Raw genomic sequence first — 21,738 nt, 5'->3', positions numbered from 1 at the left:
AGATCCCGCTGGCGACGGCCAGGAGCACCGCGGCCCGGCGGGCGTGGTGCAGCAGGCGCGTGCGGCGGCGCCGGGGGTGAGGCGGCTCCCCCGGGTCGCGCGGCACCGCGCGGCGTTCCGGACCCGACCGGTCGCCGGTGGGCATCAGGCCTCTCCCGGCTCCTGCTCGTGGCCGCTGTGGGCGGCGTAGGCGCGGATGATCTCCTTCACCAGGCGGTGGCGGATCACGTCGGTCCCCTTCAGGTAGGCGAAGGCGATCCCGGGGATCCCCTTCAGCACCTCCTCGATCTGGATCAGCCCGCTGTCCTCGCGGCGCGGCAGGTCGATCTGCGTCTTGTCGCCCGTGATCACCGCCTTGCTGTTCAGCCCCAGGCGGGTGAGGAACATCTTCATCTGCGCGCGGGTCGCGTTCTGCGCCTCGTCCAGGATCACGAACGCGTCCTGCAGCGTGCGCCCGCGCATGTAGGCCAGCGGCGCGATCTCGATCGCCCGGCTCTCCATCGCCCGCCGCAGCCGGTCGTGCGGGATCATGTCCTCCAGCGCGTCGTACAGCGGGCGGAGATAGGGATCGATCTTCTCCTGCAGGTCGCCCGGGAGGAAGCCCAGGTTCTCGCCCGCCTCCACCGCCGGGCGCGCGAGGATGATCCGCTTCACCCGCTTCTTGAAGAGTGCATCGACAGCCATCGCCACGGCCAGGTAGGTCTTGCCCGTTCCCGCGGGCCCGATCCCCACCACGATGTCGTTTTCCTCGATGGCCGCAAGGTATTTCGCCTGCCCCTCGCTCTTGGCCGAGATCGTCTTCTTGGGCCCGGGGACGACCACGCGGCCGGCGTCGGCCAGGCGCTCCAGCCCGCCGCCGCCGTCCTGCGCGGCGGTGTCGAACAGGCGGTGGACGTCTTCGGTGCCCACGGGCACGCCGCGGCGCGCCAGCTCGATCATGTGCTGGGCAACGGGCACGGCGCGCTCCACCCCCTCCAGCGGACCGGAGAGGAGGAGGTGGTCGTCGCGCAGGAACACGCGCAGGCCCGAGAGCCGGGCCAGCTCGGTCAGGTTCTGGTCGTTCACCCCGCCCAGCGCCAGCGGATCGGCGCCCTCCACGGGGATGCGGTGCTGCACGGCCTGGTCAGCCATCTATCGTCACGTCCCTCGCAACTGATTCGATCGTCGGAAACTCAACTGCAACTGCGGGATGCGGGCGATTCCAGAGGTGCGGAAGCGTTCATCCCCGCGGCCGCGGGTGGCCCCCTCCCCCCGGCCCCCTCCCCCGCTTCGCGGGAGCGGGGGAGCACTCAGCGCCGGATCAGTCACCGCGCTGAGGTCTCCCCTCCCCCATCCCTCCCCCCTCGTGGGGGAGGGGCCGGGGGTGGGGGGGATCCGCGGCGGCCCTGCGCAAATCTCCGCCACCCACACGGCCTGTAGCGCCGCGCCTGCCCGTCCATCCCCCCAATTTCCGTTCCACCGCCACTCAGCACTCGTCCAAAAGCCACGGGGCGAGGCCCGGCAGTGTGCCGGTGCCCCGCCCGCTTCGGTGACCCGCGCCGGAGTGGCGGTCATGTCACACCATCTGTTACGACCCAGTCGCGCGAATGTTCACCTCGCGGAGCTGGTCGTCGGCCACCGGCGTGGGCGCGTTCTCGAACAGCGCCCGCGCGCTGGCCGTCTTGGGGAACGCGATCACGTCGCGCAGGCTCTGCCCGCCGGCCAGCAGCATCACCAGCCGGTCGAACCCGAACGCCACGCCGGCGTGCGGCGGCGCACCGTAGCGGAACGCCTCCAGCAGGAAGCCGAACTTGGTCTGCGCTTCCTCGGCCCCGATCCCCAGCGTGCGGAAGATGGCCGCCTGCAGGTCGGGCTCGTGGATGCGCACCGACCCGCTCGACATCTCCATCCCGTTCCACACCGCGTCGTACGCGAGCGAGCGGACCGGGCGCCGGTACAGCGCCCGCGCCGCCTCCGCGCCCGGCGACCCGTCCCTGGCCGCCTCGAGGATCAGGGCGATGTCGTCCGGGTGCGGGCGGGTGAAAGGATGGTGCTCGGAGACGAGGCGATCCGCGTCCGTGTCCCACCCGAAGAGCGGGAACTCGGTCACCCAGAGCCACGCCTGCTTCGAGGTGTCGACCAGCTCCAGCTTCCGCGCGAGATGCCGCCGCAGCTCGTCGAGCGCCGGCTCCAGCCCCGCGCGCACCTGGTGCGTCGGCTCCACCACCGGCGCGCTCCCGTCCGTCGAACCGACGAGATGGCCCACGCCGTCCGGCTCGGCGACGCGGAACTCACCGACGACGGCGACGAACAGGTCGCCGTTCTCCATCCCCGTCGCCGCGTAGAAGGCGTCGCGGGTGGCGTCGTCCAGCGCCTTGGCGAACTGGCCGGAGAGCCCGTCGTCGCCGCGCTTGACCCAGAGCGCGCCGGCCGCGCCCCCGCGCTTGGCCACCTCCTGCAGCTCGTCCAGCTCCTTGCGCGAGAGGCGCGCGCCGCCGGGGACGCGGATCCCGCGGATGCGCTGCGCCGTTCCCGCCGTGGCCTGGAAGAGGCGGAAGTCCGCGCGCTGCAGCACGGGGGTGACGTCGGCGATCTCCAGGCCGAAGCGCAGGTCGGGCTTGTCGCTCCCGTAGCGCAGCATGGCCTCGGCGTAGGTCAGGCGCGGGAACGGCGTCTCGAGCTCGATCCCCCCCACCTCGCGGAGGATGGCGGCCATCAGCCCCTCGCCCACGCGGAACACGTCCTCGGCGTCGGCGAACGCCATCTCCAGGTCGATCTGCGTGAACTCGGGCTGGCGGTCGGCGCGCAGGTCCTCGTCGCGCAGGCAGCGGGCGATCTGGAAGTAGCGGTCGAACCCGCTGACCATCAGCAGCTGCTTGTACAGCTGCGGGCTCTGCGGCAGCGCGTAGAACTCGCCCGGCCAGTTGCGACTGGGGACGAGGAAGTCGCGCGCGCCCTCGGGGGTGGGCTTGGTCAGCAGCGGCGTCTCGATCTCCAGGAACCCCTCGGCCGAGAGGAAGCGCCGCGCCGCCTGCATCGCCTCGTGCCGCGTGCGCATGGCGTGCTGCAGTTCGCCGCGCCGCAGGTCGAGCGAGCGGTAGCGGAGGCGCAGGTCCTCGGAGGGGATCTCGTCCTTCGCGCCGTAGAACACCTGGATCGGCAGCGGCTCCGCGCGCGTCAGCACGTTGAGCGTGGCCGCGCGCACCTCCACGTCGCCCGTGGGCAGGTCGGGGTTGTGCTGCCCGGCGATGCGCGGGAAGACGGTGCCCTCCACCTGGATCACGTCCTCGGGGCCCAGGCGGCGCGCCTCCTCCAGCACCTCGGCGGGCGTCCACGCGGGGTCGAACGACACCTGCACCAGCCCCTCGCGGTCGCGCAGGTCCACGAAGCAGAGGCCGCCCAGGTCGCGCCGGCGGTGCACCCAGCCGGCGAGGGTGACGGTCGATCCGGAGTCGCCGGCGCGGAGCGTTCCCGCCGTGGAGGTACGGTACGAAGTCGGGTTCTCGAAGCTCATGTCGCGGAAGCCTCCGCGGCGGAGGCGGCGGCGGAGCCGCCGCGGGCGCGCCGCGGATGGATGAATCGGTAGATGAAGACGCCGGCCAGCACGCCCACGGCGTCGGCCGTCCAGTCCAGCACGTCGGTGCTGCGCCCGGGGACGAAGGCCTGGTGCACCTCGTCGCTGGCGCCGTACAGCATCCCCAGCGCGGCGGCGATCACGGTGCCGCGCCCGCGCACGCCCACGGCGCGCGCGAGCAGGAAGCCCCCCACGGAGTAGCCCAGCGCGTGCTGCAGCTTGTCCCACGCCACGAAGCGCGGCAGGTGCGGCAGCGTGGACTGCGACGACAGCCAGAAGATGGCCGCCGCCCAGGCCAGCACCGGCAGCCAGCGCGAGACGGCGCCCCTCACGCGCTTTCCGCCTCGGTGACCACGGCCATGAACTCCTCGGGCGTGGCCGCGGCGATCAGCCGCTCGCGCAGGTCGTCGCGGCGCACCAGCCGCGAGATGCGGCTGAGCGCCTTCACGTGCGCCCCCGCGGCCGACTCGGGGCCCACGAGGAGGAAGAAGAGCCGCACCGGCTGCCCGTCGAGCGCCGCGAAGTCCAGCGGCTCGGCCGCGACGCCCGCCGCCATCGCCAGCCCGTCGACTCCGTCGGCCTTGCCGTGGGGGATGGCCACGCCGCCGCCGATGCCGGTGGAGAGCACCTCCTCGCGCTGGTGCACGGCGCGCAGCACGGCGGCGGCATCGGCCACCGTGCCATGGGCGCCCAGCACCCCCACCAGCTCCTCCAGCACGGCGTCCTTGCTCCGCGCGGCCAGGGGCACCTTCACGCGCTCGGGGGTCAGCAGCTCCGTCAGCAGCACTCGGCGTTCGGCGGCGATTCAGGGGGCGGAAACGGTCCGGCCACGCGCTAGGGCGTGGCCGGTGCGGACCTTGCAAACCTAACGCCCGCCCGTTGCCGCATCAAGCACGCCCGGAACCGTTTTCGCCTCGCGGGTAAGGAAGTGCGAAGGTGCGAAAGTGCGAAAGTGCGTCGATCCGACGTAGATTCCCCGCGCCGCTGGGCACTGGGCACTGGGCACTTAGGACTTGGGACTCAGGACTTAGGACTATCTTTTCGAATGACCGTCACCGCCACGATCAAACCCGACCTCGCCGGGCTTCTTCCCGAAGACGCCGAGGCCATGCTCAGGGAGCACTTCGCCGCGCGCGGCCAGGCCAGGTATCGCGCCGGGCAGGTGGCGAAGTGGCTGTACGAGCGGCTGGCGGGCGGCTTCGACGAGATGACCGACCTTCCCGCCGGCGAGCGCGAGGCGCTGAAGGAGTCGTTCGACCTCACCGCCCCCGCCGTGGCCAAGCTCTCGCGCTCGGTCGACGGCACGGCGAAGCATCTCTGGAGATTGAAGGACGGCGAGCTGATCGAGTCCGTCCTCATCCCCACCCCCTCGCGGCTGACGCTGTGCATCTCCTCGCAGGCCGGGTGCGCGATGGCGTGCTCGTTCTGCGCCACCGGATGGGCGGGATACCGGCGCCAGCTCACGCCGGGCGAGATCGTGGCCCAGTACCGCGGCGCGCGGCGCTGGGCACGCGAGAACGGCTACGGTGACATCACCAACATCGTGTTCATGGGGATGGGCGAGCCGCTGATGAACCCGCGCTCGCTCTTCCCCACTCTGGCGATCCTGAACCGCGGCTACGGCGTGGGCGCGCGCCGCATCACCGTCTCCACCGTGGGCGTGGTCCCCGGCATCCTGCAGATGGCGGAGATGCCGGAGCAGTACCGCCTGGCCGTCTCGCTGCACGCGCCGAATCACGAGCTGCGCCAGACGCTCATCCCGCTGGAGAAGAAGTATCCGCTTCCCGTCCTCCTCGACGCGCTGCGCAGGTTCGACGAGGCCGGGGGCAAGCGCATCACCTTCGAGTACGTGATGATCGACGGCGTCACCGACCTCCCGCATCTCGCGGACGAGCTGGCGGACGTGGTGGAGGAGTTCAAGGCGTTCGTCAACCTGATCCCCTTCAACCCCATCCCGGGGACGGACTGGCAGCCGTCGAAGCGCGCGCGGCTGAACCACTTCGTGGAGGTGCTGGAGGGGCGCGGCATTCCCGCCGCCATCCGCGAGAGCCGCGGGCGCGACATCGCCGCGGCGTGCGGCCAGCTCCGCGCCGAGGCCACGCAGGGCCGCAAGCCCGTGCAGATGGGCTCGATCTGACGCCGTTTCACCCCCGTTTCCGCGCCGCTTCCTTCTCCGTCGATTCCCCCGCATGAGCCGCCGCGTCGTCGTCCTCTCCTGGGGGGGAAAGTTCACCCGGCGGCTCCTGGGCGTCCTGCACCAGCGCGGCACCCCGGCGGACGCGCTGGTGCTCTACGCGCCCATCCTCACCCGCGGCCCCGGCATGCTCCGGCCGCTCGCCGCCCGCGCGCGGCGGCGCCTGGACCCGAGCTACCGGCGCGGCGCGCGGCGGGTGGTGTTCACCGCGCCGCTCAACCATCCCCGCATGGTCCGCGACCTCCGCGCGGAGGCCCCCGACGTGGTCGTACTGGCCACCTGTTCGCTGCTGGAGCCGGCGGTGGTCGAGATCCCGAAGCTCGGCGTGCTGAACACCCATCCGGGGCTCCTCCCGTGGGTGCGCGGGAACGGCCCCTTCGCCAATGCCCTGCTCCGCGGCGTCCCGCTGGGGTGCACCACCCTCTGGATCGACCGGGGGATCGACACCGGTCCCGTGGTGGAGCGCCGCCTGCTGCCGGTGGCCGAGGGAGATTCCGCGCGGGCGCTGGGGGACCGGTTCTACGACCTCTGGGTGACGATGACGGCGGATGCGATCGCCGCGGCCGCGGCGGGCCACGACCTTCCGCGCGCGCCGCAGGAGCGGCGGTTCGCGCTGGCCCGCACCGTCACCGGCGCCGGAGAGCTCGCCCGCGTCGACGCGCTCCTGGCGGAGGGTGCGGCCCACGCACTTTTCGAGCGCTGGCGGCCCTTCTGCACCCCCGACCTGCGGCTCCCCCCCGAGGCGGACGCGCGGATCGCCGCGGCCGGACTGGACGAGAACGTTCCCCTGCCGAAGCGCCCGTCCTCGGCGCCCGTCGCCGACGATCCCCACCCCGCCGCCGGGCCGCGCGCCGATGGCTGACCCCCGCTCCCCCGGCTACGTGTCGCACGCGCTGCTGGAAGACGGCTCGCTGGTGCTCCGCGTCGACCCGGACGTCGCCGGCGCGGTGGAGGCGTGGCGGCCGCGCTTCGAGCACCCGGTGGAGTCGCCCGGTTCCGCCGCGGCCCGGCTCGTCGTCGAGCCGGGGGAGCCGGCGTTCGCATCCCCGGAGGATCCCCCCCTGCTGGAGCTCCGGGGATTGCGGGGATGGGTGCCCCCGCCGCGGACCCACGCGCTGCTGGCCGACACCACCCGGCGCGTGTCGGCCGTCGTCGACCTGGACGCCCGGCGCGCCACGGTGCGGCTCGCCGACCCGGATGCGGTGCTGGCCGAGCTCGCGGTGGAGCTTTCCGGCGCGCTGTCCATCTCCGCCGCGCTCCTGCTGAACCGGCTGGACCGCGCGCTGGTGCACGCCGCCGCCGTGGTGGCGCCGGACGGGCGCGCGTGGCTGCTGGCCGGCGGCACCTTCAGCGGCAAGACCACCACCACGCTGAACCTGATCCGCGGCGGGTGGGACTGGCTCTCCGACGACCACGTGGTGCTGGGCGCCGGGCCGGACGGCGAGCTGACGGCCGAGGGGTGGCCGCGGCCGTTCAACCTCGACTCGGGCGCCGCGGGCCGGCCCACGGGCGCCCGCAGCCGCGTCGATCCCGCCGGCTTCGGGCCGGGGCGGTGGCGCCGGAGCGCGCCGCTGGGCGGGCTCCTCCTTCCCCGCGTGGTGCCGGAGCTGCCCACCGCCGTGGCCGCCGCGCACCCCGCCGCCGCGCTCGGCAAGCTGGTCGAGCAGTCGCCCTGGCTCCTGGCCGATCCCGGGGGCGCGCGCCCGGTGCTGGCGCTGCTGGAGCGCGCCGCGCGGCTCCCGGCGTTCGAGCTGCGCCTGGGGCTGGACGCGCACCTCGATCCCCGCGTACTCCACTCTGTCCTGGCTTCCGCGCTTCCCATCGGCAAGGGCGCGTTTGGACCGGAAGGCGACGCATCGCTTGACCGCGCAGCGAGTTTGTCGTATGGTCCATGCGCGTGAAGCCGGTCCACGTCCCGCTCGCCTACTGCCGGCTCCCTCCTTCAACCCGTCAGGCAACCATGCGTGAAGAGCGGTCCCCGACCCTCGAGTCGCCGCGCGCCACCGAGACGCCCCGGGAAGAGCGGCGGCCTTTCGTGCGCCCCCAGGTTTCCGAGCTCGGCAAGCTGACCACGTTGACGCTCATCAGCGGGGGCTTCTAACCCCAGCTCGTCGGTTCCACCACCCGTACCCCCACCGGAGGGACGGTGCAAGCCGCGCCGTCCCCTCGTGTGCTCTGTCACCAAACCCGGGCCCTCGGGTACCTCCATGCGCCTCCTCCGTTGCAGCACCCTGGCGCTCGCGCTGCTGGCACTCGCCGCCTGCGCCGACGAGCCCCCCACCCAGACCCCGTCGCCGGAGCCGAAGCCGAAGCCGGCGCCGCAGCCGGTGGGCGTGTACGAGCTCACCGTCACCGGCCTCGGCACGTCCGATCCCACCTCCACCCTCACTGCGGTCGGGCCCACGCTGGCACCCGGCGTGAGCGCCTCGATGGCCAACGCGGGCGCGGGAATCACCTTCGAGCAGGTTTCCTCGGTTTCGCTGATCGAGGGCAGCCGCACCGGCGGCGGCCAGCGCTACGCGTCGTTCACCTACCGCGTGCGCAACGGCACCGGCGTGTCGCTGAACAACCTCACGCTGATGATGGTCACGCGCGCCAACACCATCTCGGGCACGCCCATCAGCTCGCTGAAGAAGTTCGACGGCACCGACGCCAGCCCCTCGATCGCGCAGTTCGTCATCCCCACGGGCAACGTGACGATGGCGAACGACCTGGTCACCATGCAGGCTCCCTATCCCGACGTCCTGCAGGTGATCACCGAGCCCGAGGCCGCGGCCATCACCCTGCCGGGCGACGTCACCGGGATCTTCCCCTACGGCTACGTGGTGCGGAGCGCGCTTTCGAACGCCAACCGCACCCTCCCGGCCACGTCGGACCCCAACCAGTGGGACGGCCTGCTCACGGTGTCGTTCCGCCTGCCGCTGCAGGCCACGTCGCAGCTGGACGTGTTCTCCATCGGCTTCCAGATCCTGGCCGTCACCGACACCGAGGTACGGCTGACGGAGAGCATCGAGGAGAGCCAGGACACCGCCGCCGTACGGCGGCTGCGCGACCGCGCCACCGCGCTGGGCGCCACCACCGTGACCGTGCTGAACGGCAGCCCGGCGATGGACCCGGCGGTGCCCGACTATCCCGGCCAGCGGCAGATCTGCTACGCGCGCACGGCCGGCCCCGCCGGCGCGGCCACGGTCAGCATCGGCGCGGCCGCCGCGTACTCGAGGCTGATGGTGCTGATGCCGGGTGAGAGCGTGAACGACTGCGCGGCCAACTTCCGCTCGGGCACACCCTCGCGCCCCGCCACCAACGTGCCGTTCACCGTGACGGTGAAGGCGATGGACCGATACGGCAACGTGAAGTCCAGCCAGGCCGACAGCGTGTACCTGGTGGAGACCAACGGCGTGCCCGCCACCATGGGCGCCGGCGCCCTGCTGGTGTCGGGAAGCGCCGACCAGCTGGTCACCTACACCAACTACGGCAGCAGCATGCTGCGGGCGCAGGGCCGGCGCCTGAACGTGATCCAGCCGGTGACCGTGGCGGGCGTGACGCGCACCTGGACCGCCGGCGCCGGCACCACCGACTGGCACACCAACGGCAACTGGAGCCCGGCCGCGGTGCCCATGTCGCTGGACTCAGTCTACGTCCCCGCCGCCGCGCCGCTCGACCCCGTCCTCGCCGCGAACGTGTCGATCGGCGGCGTGACGGTGGAGAACGTGGCCATGATCTCGCTGAACGCCTTCGACCTGACGGCGTCGGCCAACGTCACGACGGGGCTCACCGGCGGGATCGTCAACACCTCCGGGCGCCTCTTCCTGTCCGGCATCGCCAAGACGGTGGAAGGAAAGCTTCCCCCGCTGCGGGTGACGGGCACCTACTCGCTGACCAACAACGTCAACGCGCGCGCATCCATCCAGGTGGATGCCGGCCGGCTCACCGTGTCGGGCGTGCGCCTGCAGGCCGACGCCAACTGAACCTTCGGGCGCGCGGGCCCCGGCCCGCGCGCCCGTTCTCCCACCTCAGCATGACCAGCATGACCATGAAGCTTCGCGCGTGCATCGCCCTGGCGGCCGCCGGCGCCGCCCTCCTCGCTTCGGCGGCCTCGCCCGTGGCCGCCCAGTCCGACATCCTCCTGCGCCTGCGCTCGGGCTCGCCGCTGGGCGACCGCTTCCGCGTGGACAGCGCCAGCGGGTTCGTGGCCAAGGGGTTCATCGGCATCGGCATCATCCCCTTCACCGGCTCGGGCGACCGCACCATGTGGCACCCGTTCAAGGCCGGCTTCCGCACCGGCGGCGTGGATGGCACGCAGTGGGACGACAGCAACTTCGGCTTCTACTCCCTGGCGTCGGGCTTCAACACCATCGCGCAGGGGAACTACTCGATCGCCGCGGGCTACGGCTCGTGGGCGCTGCAGTCGTACGGCGTGGGGCTGGGCTACAACGCCCACTCCGACGGCGTGGGCTCGGTGGCGCTGGGATACCTGAGCACCGCCGACGGCAACTACTCGGTGGCCATCGGGCAGCGCGCCAGCACCAACGGCTTCAGCGGCGCCATCGTGATCTCCGACCAGTCGAGCACCGACAGCCTGCTGGCCAGCGCCGCCAACCAGTTCTCGCTGCGGGCGGCCGGCGGCGTGCGGCTGTACACCAACGCCACCAAGACCACCGGCGTGTCGCTGGCGGCGGGGGGCAGCTCGTGGGCGGTGATCTCGGATCGCAACCGCAAGGTCGATTTCCTGTCGGTCGACGGAGAGGACCTCCTCGCCCGCCTGCGCGGCGTGCCGGTGACCACCTGGCGCTACCGCGACGAGGCGGACCGGTCGACCTTCCACATCGGCCCGATGGCGCAGGACTGGCACCGGGCGTTCGGCTTCACGACGGACGACCGCACCATCAACATGAGCGACCTCGACGGCGTGAACCTGGCCGGCGTGCAGGCGCTCGAGGCGCGCACCACGCAGCAGGCGGCCGAGATCGCCACCCTGAACGAGCAGGTGGCGCAGCTGCGGGCCGCCAACGCGGCCCTCGAGGAGCGGCTCCGGAGGCTGGAGGCGCGGAGCTCGGACGCGCCCTGAGCAACGGGCGGCGGAAGGGCGTCCGGCGGGCGCCCTTCCGCCGCCTTCCACCTTCGCATGCCGCAGGGAGGGCAGCCGCGATCCCGAGCCCCGGTGAGCGTTCACCGCGGGCGTGAACGCACCCTGTACCCGGACGACTTGGCCATGAAAGCGAAGATCGGAGTGGCCCTGCTGGCTTCGGCCCTGCTGGGCTCCGCGCTTGCCCCGTCGGCTGCCTCGGCGCAGTCCGACATCCTGCTCCGCCTGCGTTCGGGCTCGCCGCTGGGCGACCGCTTCCGGGTGGACAGCTCCAGCGCCATCGTGGCCAAGGGGGTGCTCGGTGTCGGCGTCCACCCCTTCTCCGGTGCCGGTGAGCGGCTGACGTGGGACCCCTACCATGCGGCCTTCCGCGCGGGCTCCATCGGCAGCGCGGGAACCCAGTGGGACCTGGCCAACACGGGCTTCTACACCTGGGCCGGCGGCTACAACACCACCGCGCTGGGGCTGGCGTCGTTCGCCATGGGGTACCAGAACTCGGCGCTGGGCAGCTACGCCATCGCGCTGGGGTACACGGCCAACGCCGACGGCACGGGCGCGGTGGCCATCGGCTACCGCCCCACGGCCGACGCCGACTACTCGGTGGCCATCGGCCAGCGCGCGTCGACCAACGGGCATGCCGGCGCCATCGTGCTCTCCGACGGGTCGACCACGGACAGCACGCAGGCCAGCGCCAACAACCAGTTCACCGTGCGCGCGGCCGGCGGCATCCGCCTGTTCACCAACGCGACGATGACGGTGGGCGTGCAGGTGGCGGCGGGCGGCAGCTCGTGGGCGGTGATCTCGGACCGCAACCGCAAGGGCGACTTCCTCTCCGTGAACGGCGAGGACATCCTCTCGCGGCTGCGGCTGGTGCCGGTGACCACCTGGCGCTACCGCGACGAGGACGACCGCTCGACCTTCCACATCGGCCCCATGGCGCAGGACTGGCACCGCGCGTTCGGCTTCACGCGCGACGACCGCACCATCAACATGAGCGACTTCGACGGTGTGAACCTGGCGGCCATCAAGGCGCTGGAGGCGCGCACCGCCGGGCAGGCCGCGCGTATCGAGGGGCTGCAGGACGAGAACGCCGCGCTGCGCGCCGAGGTGGCCGCGCTGCGCGAGCAGAACGCGCGCTTCGAAGAGCGCCTGCGGCGGCTGGAAGAGGCCGCCCGCGCGCCACGCTGACCCCGCCGCGGGCGGCTCGGTTCCCGCGGCATCCCCTGCACTGGACGAGAGTGCCATGAAAGCGAAGACCGTTCTGGCCCTGCTGACGTCTGCCCTGGCCGGTTCCGCGCTCCTTCCCGCCAGCGGATCGGCGCAGTCCGACATCCTCCTGCGCCTGCGCTCCGGCTCGCCCCTGGGCGACCGCTTCCGCGTGGACAGCGCCAGCGGCTTCGTGGCCAAGGGGGTGCTGGGGATCGGGATCATTCCCTTCACGGGCGCCGGCGAGCGGCTGATGTGGCACCCGAACAAGGCCGCGTTCCGCGCGGGCTCCATCGGCAGCGCGGGGACCCAGTGGGACGACCCCAACACCGGCTACTACACCTGGGCCGGCGGCTACAACACCATCGCCCTGGGGCTGGCGTCGTTCGCCATGGGGTATCAGAGCACGGCGCTGGGCAGCTACAGCACCGCGCTGGGCTACATCGCCAACGCCGACGGCACCGGAACGGTGGCCATCGGCTACCGCTCGACCGCCGACGCCGACTACTCGGTGGCCATCGGCCAGCGCGCGTCGACCAACGGCCACGCGGGCGCCATCGTGTTCTCCGACGGGTCGACGACCGACAGCACGCAGGCCAGCGCCAACAACCAGTTCACCGTGCGCGCCGCCGGCGGCGTCCGCCTCTTCACCAACGCCACCATGACGGTGGGCGTGCAGGTGGCGGCGGGCGGCAGCTCGTGGGCGGTGATCTCCGACCGCAACCGCAAGGGCGACTTCCTCTCCGTGAACGGCGAGGACATCCTCTCGCGGCTGCGGCTGGTGCCGGTGACCACCTGGCGCTACCGCGACGAGGAGGACCGCTCGACCTTCCACATCGGCCCGATGGCGCAGGACTGGCACCGCGCGTTCGGCTTCACGCGCGACGACCGCACCATCAACATGAGCGACTTCGACGGTGTGAACCTGGCGGCCATCAAGGCGCTGGAGGCGCGCACCGCCGAGCTGCAGGCCCGCACGGCCGAGGTCGCCCGGCTGCGTAGCGAGCTCCAGGACACGCGCCAGCGGCTCGAAGCGCTGGAGGCCGCCGTCCGCCGCATGCAGGAGCAGCAGCGCTGAGCCCCGTGAACCGGATCGCCACCCTTCTCCCGCTGGCGGCGATGCTGGCCGTCGCCGCCTGCGGGAAGGATCGCGGAACGAACGACGAGACGTCGGCCCCGGCGGCGGCCGATGCGCCGCAGGGCGACTCGGCCGCACCGACGCAGGGCGCCTTCACCGTGACGGGCCGGCCGGTGATCACGCGCGAGGACTCGATCCGCGAGGCCATCGAAGACTCCACGCGCGAGGCGCGGCTGTACCAGCAGCGGCTGGCGTCGATGGAGAGCTACGAGAGCTGCATGGCCAAGACGAAGGATGCCGATCCGCCGCAGCGCGCCGTCCTCGAGCGCGCCTGCGCGCTGAGACGCGACACGGCGCGCTGAACGGCCCGCGAAGGACGTTGTCGCTCCAGGATGCACGACGACCCGGTCACACAGGTGGCCGGGTCGACGTTCTTCGATCACCGGGAGAGCACTGGCCTCACGCGGAGCCGCGGAGGACACGGCGAGACGACCTTCTGCAGTTCTCTCCAGTCTCCGTGTGCGGCAAAGCGGTTTCCTGGATGCACGGAGAGCGATGTGAGGCATGAATCCCACGAAGGCAAACATCTGACAAAAGTGAGGCATCCGTGCCACACTTTTCCGGATTTGTGCCGTGCACCCTGTTCGCTCAACGGCCGGAAACCGCGCAGAATCTCGTCGCGAGGGGCGGCGCTTCCCCTCCCCTTTCCGACGCTTTAGACTTCATCTGTCGCGGCGGATGGCTGAGGCGCGGCCTCCCCGCCCGGGCACGGCGTAACGTTCCTGCCGCGCCGAATGTCTGATTGATGACGCAGATCCGGCGATTTGTCGCCGACTGCTCCATCTGCGGGGAGCAGCTTGCGCGAACAAGGCCGGAGAGGCGGGTTTTCGCGATGCTGGCGCGAAGGCTCCTTTCGGGAAAAATCGCCACGCCGCCGTGTCATCCGTTTGGCGGCGATTCGCCAACGGCGTTGCGCCCTTTCGGCTTGCGGGCTATCATTTTTCTCCGCAGCCACGGCCGGGGTATCCCGCCGTCTGTTCCCGGGAAAGACCGGGCTGCCGATCCACACGTCCCATGCGCCAGGTCCGGCGCGACAACCGATCCGACGCCCCGTTTCCGCGCCGCATGCCGGCGGGACGGAGGATGCCGCTGCCGCAGCTGTCCGCGGCCTGTCACGCAGTCTTTCGAGCGCCACCTCGAACGAGCGGAGAACCCCGCTCGTGATGCCTGTTTCTTCCACGCACGGAGGACCACATGGCAGCACCCGCACTCGACCCGACCCGCCAGGCCCCACGCACCGTGCAGCGCCGCCGCTGGGAGGCGCCTTCCGTGACCGACCTGCCCCGCCTGAGCGAGCTGACGCTGGCCACCGGCCCCGGCATTCCCGGCGGCGGCGGCACGGGCGGGGGCGGCAGCACCGTCATCCCGTAGGAACCCAGGAAGATGCTGCCGGGTTTCGCGATCACTGCCGCGAGGCCCGGAGACGCGGTTCCAGTCGCCACCCGGACGTGTGGCGGACCTTCGCTCGGTGATGCGGTTTTCGTTGTCTGACGGAGGATTCCATGGCAGTACCCGCACCGGGTCCGACCCGTGAGTCCGCACGCCCCTCCGGACGCCGCCGCTGGGAGGCTCCGTCCGTGATCGACCTGCCCCGCCTGACCGAGCTGACGCTGGCCTATGGTTCCGGGATCCCCGGCAGCGGCGGCACGGGCGGCGGCGGAAGCACCGTGATTCCGTAGGAAGAAAGAGAAGATGCTGCTGGGCTTCGCCATCACCGAGCACTGCAACCTGCGTTGTCCCCACTGCATCCGGGACGACGTGACCACCGTCCGCAACCTGGATCCGGCGCTGATCGCGCGCACGGTAGACGACGCGCGCGCGCTGTTCGGCGAGGTGGGCGTGAGCATGACCGGCGGCGAGCCCACCATCCACCCGCGCTGGGACGAGATCATCGCCCTGCTGCACGCGCGCGGCGTGAGCTACCGCTTCGTGACCAACGGCTGGCACATGCGGCGGCTGATGCCGGGGCTGGACCGCCACCCGCCCTCGGCGGTGCGGCTGTCGCTGTCGGGCGCCGACGAGGCGGTGCACGACGCCGAGCGCGGGCGCGGCTCGTTCCGGCGCGTGCTGCTGGCCGTGGCGCTGCTCACCAGCCGGCGCATTCCCACCTCGCTGGGGTTCGTGGTGGACCGGCGCGACCGCCACCAGCTGCGGCAGGCCGCCGACCTGGCCGAGGCGCTGGGGTGCGTGAGCCTGCACTTCGCGCTGGCGCAGCCGGTGCCCGGCAGCGCCGCCCGCGACAGCGACCTGGCCCCGCGCGAGTGGTACGCCGCGCGCGACGAGATCCTGGCGCTGGGGCGCGAGGGGCGGCGCACCGGCGTGTACCTGGACTACGGCGCCCCCTTCGACGGCCCCGAGCCGGCGTGCGACACCTTCGAGCACCGCCGCGTCTACGTGGACGCCCGCGGCCGGCTGTCGCTGTGCTGCCAGCTGTCGGAGTACGGCGAGAACGAGGCCGACGTGGTGGCCGACCTGAACCACGTGGGGCTGACCGACGTGTGGACGCGCTACACGGCCCGGCTAGACGGGCTGCAGCGCGCCAGCGCCGCCCTGGCCGCGACCGGCGGCGAGCTGGACCGCTTCCCCTGCATCCGCTGCGCACGGGCGCTGGGGAAGATGGAGTGGATCCGTGAATTCCCGGGCAGTCCCTGGCACGGTGCCGCGGGCGACACCGCTTCCGCGCAGCCGCCGCGCCTTGTCGCGCTCACCTACGCCGGAAGCGGCCCACGACCCCGCTAGTCCGGTGTACAACCCCGCCAGATCCGAGGTCTCACCATGCATCTCTTCAGGCGGTATCCCGGCCTAACGGCCGCCTTCGCGACCGGGCTGGTTCTGGCCGCGGCGTGCTCCGACCGGAGCAACCCGGCCGGGCCGCCGGGCGGGGGCGGCAATCCCGGCGGACCCCAGACCCCCGGCACGCCCGTGGTCCTCGGCGAGCTCCGGTGCACGGGGAACACGAAGACGAAGACGGTGGTGTGCGGCGACAACAGCAACCGCCGCGACATCATCATCGACGGCCCCAACAACAAGTACGTCGACGTCGCCTCGACCAACGTCAACTACGACGCGGGCACGCAGGCGTTCACCTTCGACGTGACCATCCGCAACCGCATCCCGCAGCCGCTGGGCACGGCCGACACCACCGGCGCGCTGGCGCCCGACCCCAACGGGATCAACGTCTTCTTCTTCCAGGCGCCCGCGGTGACCGCGGGTTCGGGCCTGGTCACGGTGACGGGCGACGGGACCGGCACCTTCACCGCGTCGGGCCAGGTCTACTACCGCTACAACACGGTGCTCGAGCAGTACGAGCTGTCGAGCCCCCGGACGTGGCAGCTGACCGTGCCGCTGACGGTGACGAGCTTCGACTTCATCCTCAAGGTCTCGACGGCCGTGCCCTATCCCGACGGCTACGTCGACGTGGAGGGCAACTTCAACGTGCGCTCGGGCTACGTGCGGCAGCTGGCGGCCGTGTCGCGCAACGCCATGGGCGAGCCCGACCCCATCCCGCCCACGTTCGCCTGGTCGTCGAGCGACACGACCCGCGCCACCGTGAGCCCCACCGGGCTGATGCACGGGCTCCGCTTCGGCAGCCCCACCATCCGGGTGGAAACCACGAGCGGGTCGTACCGCTACGCCAAGGTGCCGGTGAACGTGCTGGCGGTGCGGCGCATCTGGACGGCGGCGGGAGCCAACGACAACTACGAGAACCCCCACAACTGGCTTCCCGTCAACACGGCACCCCCCTCGCCCACCTGGCAGCCCGACAGCGTCAAGCCGGTGCCCCAGGACACGATCGTGATCCCCGATACCGTGCCGAGCTTCCCCACGCTCACGCAGAACGAGGGGGTGGGCGGGATCGAGGTGCTCGACCTCACCCCGGGCGGCACCGTGCCCACGCTGTCGCTGGCGGCCTTCAACATGGACGCCAGTGGCGACGTGATGACCACCAACTCGGGCGCCATCAACAACACCGTGGGCGTGCTGACGCTGACGGGGATCGCGCGCACGGTGCAGGGCACCCTCCCCTTCACGAGGGTCACCGGCACCTACTCGCTGACCGGCAACATCACGGTCCGAGCGCCCCTCCGCGTGGACCTGGGACGGCTCACCAGCACGGGCTTCCGGATCCAGGCCACGTCGCAATGACGCCGCGGCTGCCAGACCACACGTGATCCAAGGAGAGCGAACCATGCTGCATCGGACGAGAACGCTCGTACTGGCCGCGCTGGCGCTCGTGGCGGGGGCAACCGCCGCGTTGGCGCAGTCCGACATCCTGCTTCGCCTGCGCTCGGGCTCGCCGCCGGGCGACCGCTTCCGCGTGGACAGCGCGGGCGGCGTGGTGGCGCTGGGCACGCTGGGCGTCGGCATCATCCCCGCCACGGGGTGCGGCTTCCGGATGATGTGGTATCCGTTCAAGGCCTCGTTCCGCGCGGGGAGCCCCGGCTCGTGCCCCACGGTTTCCACGCAGTGGGACGACGCCAACACCGGCTTCTACTCGTGGGCCGGCGGCAACCAGTCGCAGGCCAGCGCCTTCGCCACCTTCGCCTTCGGCGACCAGGTGGTGGTGTCGGGTACCGACGCCGCGGGCTTCGGCGGCAGCAACCAGGTGGCGGGCACCGCCGGCTTCACCGCCGGGGCCAGCAATCACGTGTGCGGCTTCGGCTCGGTGGCCATCGGCTTCACCAACACCACCGGCACGATCACCTCGGGCAACTGCGCGGCCGGAAACGGGCAGGGCGCCGTGGCCATCGGCTACCGGGTGACCGCCGACGCCGACTACGCCGTGGCGCTGGGGCACCGCGCCAGCGCCGACGGGCACTCGGGCGTGTTCGTGGCCGGCGACGAGAGCACCACCGACTCGATCGAGGCGGTGGCCAACAACGAGTTCGCCACGCGCTACGCCGGCGGCTACCGCTTCCGCACCAACGCCACGCTGACCACCGGGTGCAACCTCCCCGCGGGCTCGGGCGTGTTCTCGTGCTCGTCGAGCCGGATGCTGAAGGAGAACTTCACCTCCGTGGACGGCGAGGAGCTGCTGGCCCGCTTCCGTGGGGTGCCGGTGAACACCTGGAGCTACATCGGCGAGCGCGGCGGGGTGCGGCACATGGGCCCCTTCGCCGAGGACTTCCGCGCGGCGTTCGGGCTGGGGATGGACGACAAGTCCATCGGCCTGCTCGACATCGACGGGGTGAACTTCGCCGCGGTCAAGGCGCTGGAGGCCCGGACCGCGCAGCTGCAGGCCAGGCAGGCCGAGGTCGGCCGGCTGCAGTCGCGGGTGACCTCGCTGGAATCGCGGGTGCAGGAGCTGGAGGCGCTGGTGCGGCAGCTGGCGGCCTCCAGGCAGTGAGACGCTGACGACGATGCGGGACCGGCCCCCGGCGCCGGTCCCGCCGCTCTCCCACCGAATCCGTCCCGCCGGGGGCGAACATCTCGAATCCCTCATGAGAAAGCTCGTTCTGGCCGTCTCCGCGCTCGCGCTGGCCGTGTCGGCCACGGCCGCCTCGGCGCAGTCCGACATCCTCCTGCGCCTCCGCTCCGGGTCTCCGCCCGGCGACCGCTTCCGGGTGGACAGCGCCGGCGGCGTGGTCGCCATCGGCGAGCTGGGGATCGGGATCATCCCCGCGAGCGGCTGCGGCTACCGGATGATGTGGTACCCGTTCAAGGCCGCGTTCCGCGCCGGCGGCACCGACGACGGCGGCGTGTGCAACTACTGGGACGACGCCAACACCGGCTTCTACTCCTGGGCGGGCGGCAACCTGACCAAGGCCACCGCCTTCGCCACCTTCGCCTTCGGCGACCAGGTGACGGTCAGCGGTGTGGACGCCGCGGCATTCGGCGGGAGCAACACGGTCAGCGGCACGGCCGGGTTCAGCACCGGGGCCAGCAACCACTGCACGGGCTTCGGCTGCGTGGCCATGGGCTTCACCAACACCGCCGGCGGGCAGGGCGCGGTGGCCATCGGCTACCGGGTGACGGCCGACGCCGACTACGCGGTGGCGCTGGGGCACCGCGCCAGCGCCAACGGCCACGACGGCGCCTTCGTGGCCGCCGACCAGTCGACCACCGACTCGGTGGAGGCCAGCGCGAACAACCAGTGGTCCACGCGCTACGCCGGCGGCTACCGGCTGTTCACCAACGCCACCACCACCACCGGGGTGAGCCTGAACGCGGGCGGAAGCAGCTGGAACGTGATCTCGGACCGCTTCCGCAAGGAGAACTTCCGCGAGGTCGACGGCGAGGACCTGCTGGCGCGGATCCGCGGGATCCCGGTGCAGACCTGGAACTACATCGCCGAGGGGCGGCAGGTGCGGCACATGGGCCCCATGGCGCAGGACTGGCACCTCGCCTGGGGGTTCAACGACGACGACAAGACCATCAACTCGGGCGACTTCGACGGCGTGAACTTCGCCGCGGTGAAGGCGCTCGAGGCGCGGACGGCGGAGCTGCAGCGCCAGCTCCAGCAGCGCGACCAGCGCATCGCCGAGCTGGAGGCCAGGCTCGCGCGCATCGAGGCGGCCCTCGCGCCCAGGCCGTCGAACTGATCGCCAGCGTGAGACGGACGGGCGGGGAGCGGATCGACGCCGCTTCCCGCCCGTCTTCTTGATTCTCTCACAGAGGACACGGAGGACACGGAGGGGGCTGTCCGCTCGCCCTCGTTCCCATCCTTCGTGATCTTCGTGGGAGAGGAGCAGGACGGCGGAGAAGGGCAAAAATCACCTATCCCCTTGCATTGCAGGCAGTTCGGCACCATCTTCCATCCGGCGCACATCCGTTCTGCGGCGCCGGAGCGTAGCAGCCGCCATACCTTCCCCGCGGCCGCATCCCCCTCCCGAAACGAATCCAAGACGATGTTCATGCGCATGCGCAGCGCGCGACCCGCGGCGTTCGTCGCCCTGCTGATCCTGGCCGCGTGCTCCGAGTCCGGCGGCATCACCCGTCCCGAGCCACCGGTGATCACCCCGCCCGACGCGCTGGCGGCTATCCCCTGCACCGTGGACGTGCGCGCGCGGGAGATGCGGTGCGCCGACGCCGTGGCCGGGTCCGGAGTGCGCGGCGACCGCATCTTCGGCGGGCAGCGGGTGAACGTCACGCTGACCTCGACCAACGTGACGTACGACGCCGGCACCGGGATCTTCGGCGCCGACGTGACCGTGCAGAACCTGCTGGTGCAGCGCATGGGCTCCGACGGCACCACGGTCACCGGCGTGAAGGTGTTCTTCGCCTCGGGTCCCAACGCCACCTCGGGGACGGGGCTGGTGGAGGTCAGGAACGCCGACGGGATCGACACCTTCACCGGCTCGGGGCAGCCCTACTTCTACTATCCCGGCGCGCTGCCGCCGAACGCCACCAGCGCCGTGAAGCGGTGGGAGTGGAACATCCCCTCCACCGTGCTGACCTTCGCCTTCACCGTCTACGTCTCCACCCCCATCGTTCCCACGATCGTGGCGGAGATGGCGCCGGGCGGCAACCGCGACGTGTACCGGATGGGGATCGACGGCAACGACGTCGTGGCCCTCAGCACCAGCCTCCTTTCCGACGTGAACCCGAGCGTGGCGCTGGGGAAGGTGGTGTTCACCAGCTACCGCGACGGGAACGCCGAGCTGTACTCGGTGCCGCTGCGCGGGGGCGCGGAGACGCGGCTGACCACCACCACGACGATCAACGAGACTACGCCCGCGCTCTCGCCCGACGCGACGAAGCTGGCGTGGTCGGCGGGCGCGCCGGGCGCCATCACCAAGATCTGGACGGGCGCGGCCGACGCCACCGGCGCCACCGTGGCCGTCTCGGCCACGGGCGACGCCATCGAGTCGAGCCCGAACTGGAAGAGCGCCACGCAGCTCGCCTTCACCTCGTCGGCGGGCGGCTCGGCCGACATCTACGGGCTGACGCTGGGCGGCACGCCGTCGGTGCTGGCGGGCGGCTCGTCGGCCGACGTGGAGGGGGCGTGGAGCCCCGACGGCACGCGCGTGGCCTTCGCCTCGAACCGCTCCGGCGACACGGAGCTGTACATCCTGACCGTGGCCACGAACGTGGTGACGCGGCTGACCACGCGCACCGGCAGCGACGGCGCGCCCACCTGGCTGGCGGACGGGCGGATCGTGTACACCTGCACGCAGGGCGCGCAGTTCCGCCTGTGCATCATCGACCCGGCCAACGCGGCCGCCGGCGGGACGATCCTCAACACGCCCTACCAGGCGGACCACGCGTCGGCCGTGCGGTTCTGATCGTCCGCAGACCGTTCGACGGAAGAAGGTCTCACGCAGCGCAGCGGAGGAAGCAGAGGGAATTCTCTGCTTCCTCCGCTGCTCTGCGTCATACTGATCATGCGTCCGGGTGGAATAGTGATGCGCCAGGCCGAACCGCGTGCGGTCGCGGTTATGGATCCTTCGGCCTGTATGCTCTCGTACAGACGCTGATTACGGTCTGGCCGGCCCAGAGTGTGTCAGAACTCTGGCGGGCGGCTTGTTTACTCTGTATACTATATGTATCCTCGCTGACGTCAGGCCTTCGTTGCTGGAGGGATGGTGAGCGGATACAGGATTGGAGCGGACCGCGGGCAG

18 protein-coding genes are annotated in these 21,738 nt (G+C 71.7%); 14 read left to right on the top strand and 4 right to left on the bottom strand.

The window, feature by feature from the left end; all coding sequences use genetic code 11:
- Positions 1-144 precede the first annotated feature (144 nt).
- The 4 genes from VF092_11040 to VF092_11025 form a co-directional block, all read right to left on the bottom strand.
- Positions 145-1,131: a PhoH family protein gene (locus VF092_11040; protein HEX6747817.1), complete on the bottom strand. Its 987-nt coding sequence runs from the start codon at positions 1,129-1,131 to the stop codon at positions 145-147.
- Positions 1,132-1,567: 436 nt separating this feature from the next.
- Positions 1,568-3,493, bottom strand: a complete 1,926-nt coding sequence (gene aspS / locus VF092_11035; GenBank protein HEX6747816.1) for an aspartate--tRNA ligase — start codon at positions 3,491-3,493, stop codon at positions 1,568-1,570.
- The gene (locus VF092_11030; protein HEX6747815.1) at positions 3,490-3,885 is read right to left on the bottom strand and encodes a VanZ family protein; all 396 of its coding nucleotides are present in this window, start codon (positions 3,883-3,885) and stop codon (positions 3,490-3,492) included. The genes aspS and VF092_11030 overlap by 4 nt, the downstream gene beginning before the upstream one ends.
- Positions 3,882-4,340: a PTS sugar transporter subunit IIA gene (locus VF092_11025; protein HEX6747814.1), complete on the bottom strand. Its 459-nt coding sequence runs from the start codon at positions 4,338-4,340 to the stop codon at positions 3,882-3,884. The genes VF092_11030 and VF092_11025 overlap by 4 nt, the downstream gene beginning before the upstream one ends.
- Before the next feature lie 258 nt (positions 4,341-4,598).
- Here VF092_11025 and rlmN point away from each other — a divergent pair, with 258 nt between their 5' ends.
- The 14 genes from rlmN to VF092_10955 all read left to right on the top strand — a co-directional run bounded on the left by rlmN (position 4,599) and on the right by VF092_10955 (position 21,402).
- Positions 4,599-5,690: a 23S rRNA (adenine(2503)-C(2))-methyltransferase RlmN gene (rlmN, locus tag VF092_11020; protein ID HEX6747813.1), complete on the top strand. Its 1,092-nt coding sequence runs from the start codon at positions 4,599-4,601 to the stop codon at positions 5,688-5,690.
- 52 nt (positions 5,691-5,742) lie between these two features.
- On the top strand, positions 5,743-6,609 hold the full coding sequence (locus tag VF092_11015; protein HEX6747812.1) for a formyltransferase family protein: 867 nt from the start codon (positions 5,743-5,745) through the stop codon (positions 6,607-6,609).
- Positions 6,602-7,648 (top strand): hypothetical protein, encoded by a 1,047-nt coding sequence (locus tag VF092_11010; protein HEX6747811.1) that lies wholly within the window; start codon positions 6,602-6,604, stop codon positions 7,646-7,648. The genes VF092_11015 and VF092_11010 overlap by 8 nt, the downstream gene beginning before the upstream one ends.
- A 306-nt stretch (positions 7,649-7,954) precedes the next feature.
- The gene (locus tag VF092_11005; GenBank protein ID HEX6747810.1) at positions 7,955-9,715 is read left to right on the top strand and encodes a hypothetical protein; all 1,761 of its coding nucleotides are present in this window, start codon (positions 7,955-7,957) and stop codon (positions 9,713-9,715) included.
- Positions 9,716-9,774: 59 nt separating this feature from the next.
- Positions 9,775-10,815, top strand: coding sequence for a tail fiber domain-containing protein (locus tag VF092_11000; GenBank protein HEX6747809.1), 1,041 nt, complete (start codon positions 9,775-9,777; stop codon positions 10,813-10,815).
- Between the two features lie 144 nt (positions 10,816-10,959).
- Positions 10,960-12,021 (top strand): tail fiber domain-containing protein, encoded by a 1,062-nt coding sequence (locus VF092_10995; GenBank protein HEX6747808.1) that lies wholly within the window; start codon positions 10,960-10,962, stop codon positions 12,019-12,021.
- A 55-nt stretch (positions 12,022-12,076) separates the two neighbouring features.
- Positions 12,077-13,117 carry a tail fiber domain-containing protein gene (locus VF092_10990; protein ID HEX6747807.1) on the top strand — a complete coding sequence of 347 codons (1,041 nt, stop codon included), beginning with the start codon at positions 12,077-12,079 and terminating at the stop codon, positions 13,115-13,117.
- Positions 13,118-13,122: 5 nt separating this feature from the next.
- Complete coding sequence (locus VF092_10985) at positions 13,123-13,479, top strand: hypothetical protein (protein ID HEX6747806.1); 357 nt, start codon at positions 13,123-13,125, stop codon at positions 13,477-13,479.
- 892 nt (positions 13,480-14,371) lie between these two features.
- A complete protein-coding gene (locus VF092_10980; GenBank protein ID HEX6747805.1) occupies positions 14,372-14,548 on the top strand; it encodes a hypothetical protein in 177 nt (58 codons plus the stop codon).
- A 321-nt stretch (positions 14,549-14,869) separates the two neighbouring features.
- Positions 14,870-15,916: a radical SAM protein gene (locus VF092_10975; protein HEX6747804.1), complete on the top strand. Its 1,047-nt coding sequence runs from the start codon at positions 14,870-14,872 to the stop codon at positions 15,914-15,916.
- Between the two features lie 36 nt (positions 15,917-15,952).
- Positions 15,953-17,323 (top strand): hypothetical protein, encoded by a 1,371-nt coding sequence (locus VF092_10970; GenBank protein ID HEX6747803.1) that lies wholly within the window; start codon positions 15,953-15,955, stop codon positions 17,321-17,323.
- A 43-nt stretch (positions 17,324-17,366) separates the two neighbouring features.
- Positions 17,367-18,524 carry a tail fiber domain-containing protein gene (locus VF092_10965; GenBank protein ID HEX6747802.1) on the top strand — a complete coding sequence of 386 codons (1,158 nt, stop codon included), beginning with the start codon at positions 17,367-17,369 and terminating at the stop codon, positions 18,522-18,524.
- 94 nt (positions 18,525-18,618) lie between these two features.
- Positions 18,619-19,719 carry a tail fiber domain-containing protein gene (locus tag VF092_10960; protein HEX6747801.1) on the top strand — a complete coding sequence of 367 codons (1,101 nt, stop codon included), beginning with the start codon at positions 18,619-18,621 and terminating at the stop codon, positions 19,717-19,719.
- A gap of 318 nt (positions 19,720-20,037) precedes the next feature.
- Complete coding sequence (locus tag VF092_10955; GenBank protein HEX6747800.1) at positions 20,038-21,402, top strand: hypothetical protein; 1,365 nt, start codon at positions 20,038-20,040, stop codon at positions 21,400-21,402.
- Positions 21,403-21,738 lie beyond the last annotated feature (336 nt).

Source organism: Longimicrobium sp., from assembly GCA_036377595.1.
GTDB lineage: Bacteria > Gemmatimonadota > Gemmatimonadetes > Longimicrobiales > Longimicrobiaceae > Longimicrobium.
Note: the sequence above shows the minus strand (reverse complement) of the source record. Positions and strands in the feature narration are given on the sequence as shown.

Coding starts and splice junctions, on each gene's coding strand:
- VF092_11040 (HEX6747817.1), bottom strand. CDS start 1,131: ATGGCTGACCAGGCCGTGCAGCACCGCATCCCCGTGGAGGGCGCCGAT.
- aspS (HEX6747816.1), bottom strand. CDS start 3,493: ATGAGCTTCGAGAACCCGACTTCGTACCGTACCTCCACGGCGGGAACG.
- rlmN (HEX6747813.1), top strand. CDS start 4,599: ATGACCGTCACCGCCACGATCAAACCCGACCTCGCCGGGCTTCTTCCC.
- VF092_11015 (HEX6747812.1), top strand. CDS start 5,743: ATGAGCCGCCGCGTCGTCGTCCTCTCCTGGGGGGGAAAGTTCACCCGG.
- VF092_11010 (HEX6747811.1), top strand. CDS start 6,602: ATGGCTGACCCCCGCTCCCCCGGCTACGTGTCGCACGCGCTGCTGGAA.
- VF092_11005 (HEX6747810.1), top strand. CDS start 7,955: ATGCGCCTCCTCCGTTGCAGCACCCTGGCGCTCGCGCTGCTGGCACTC.
- VF092_11000 (HEX6747809.1), top strand. CDS start 9,775: ATGACCATGAAGCTTCGCGCGTGCATCGCCCTGGCGGCCGCCGGCGCC.
- VF092_10995 (HEX6747808.1), top strand. CDS start 10,960: ATGAAAGCGAAGATCGGAGTGGCCCTGCTGGCTTCGGCCCTGCTGGGC.
- VF092_10990 (HEX6747807.1), top strand. CDS start 12,077: ATGAAAGCGAAGACCGTTCTGGCCCTGCTGACGTCTGCCCTGGCCGGT.
- VF092_10980 (HEX6747805.1), top strand. CDS start 14,372: ATGGCAGCACCCGCACTCGACCCGACCCGCCAGGCCCCACGCACCGTG.
- VF092_10975 (HEX6747804.1), top strand. CDS start 14,870: ATGCTGCTGGGCTTCGCCATCACCGAGCACTGCAACCTGCGTTGTCCC.
- VF092_10970 (HEX6747803.1), top strand. CDS start 15,953: ATGCATCTCTTCAGGCGGTATCCCGGCCTAACGGCCGCCTTCGCGACC.
- VF092_10965 (HEX6747802.1), top strand. CDS start 17,367: ATGCTGCATCGGACGAGAACGCTCGTACTGGCCGCGCTGGCGCTCGTG.
- VF092_10960 (HEX6747801.1), top strand. CDS start 18,619: ATGAGAAAGCTCGTTCTGGCCGTCTCCGCGCTCGCGCTGGCCGTGTCG.
- VF092_10955 (HEX6747800.1), top strand. CDS start 20,038: ATGCGCAGCGCGCGACCCGCGGCGTTCGTCGCCCTGCTGATCCTGGCC.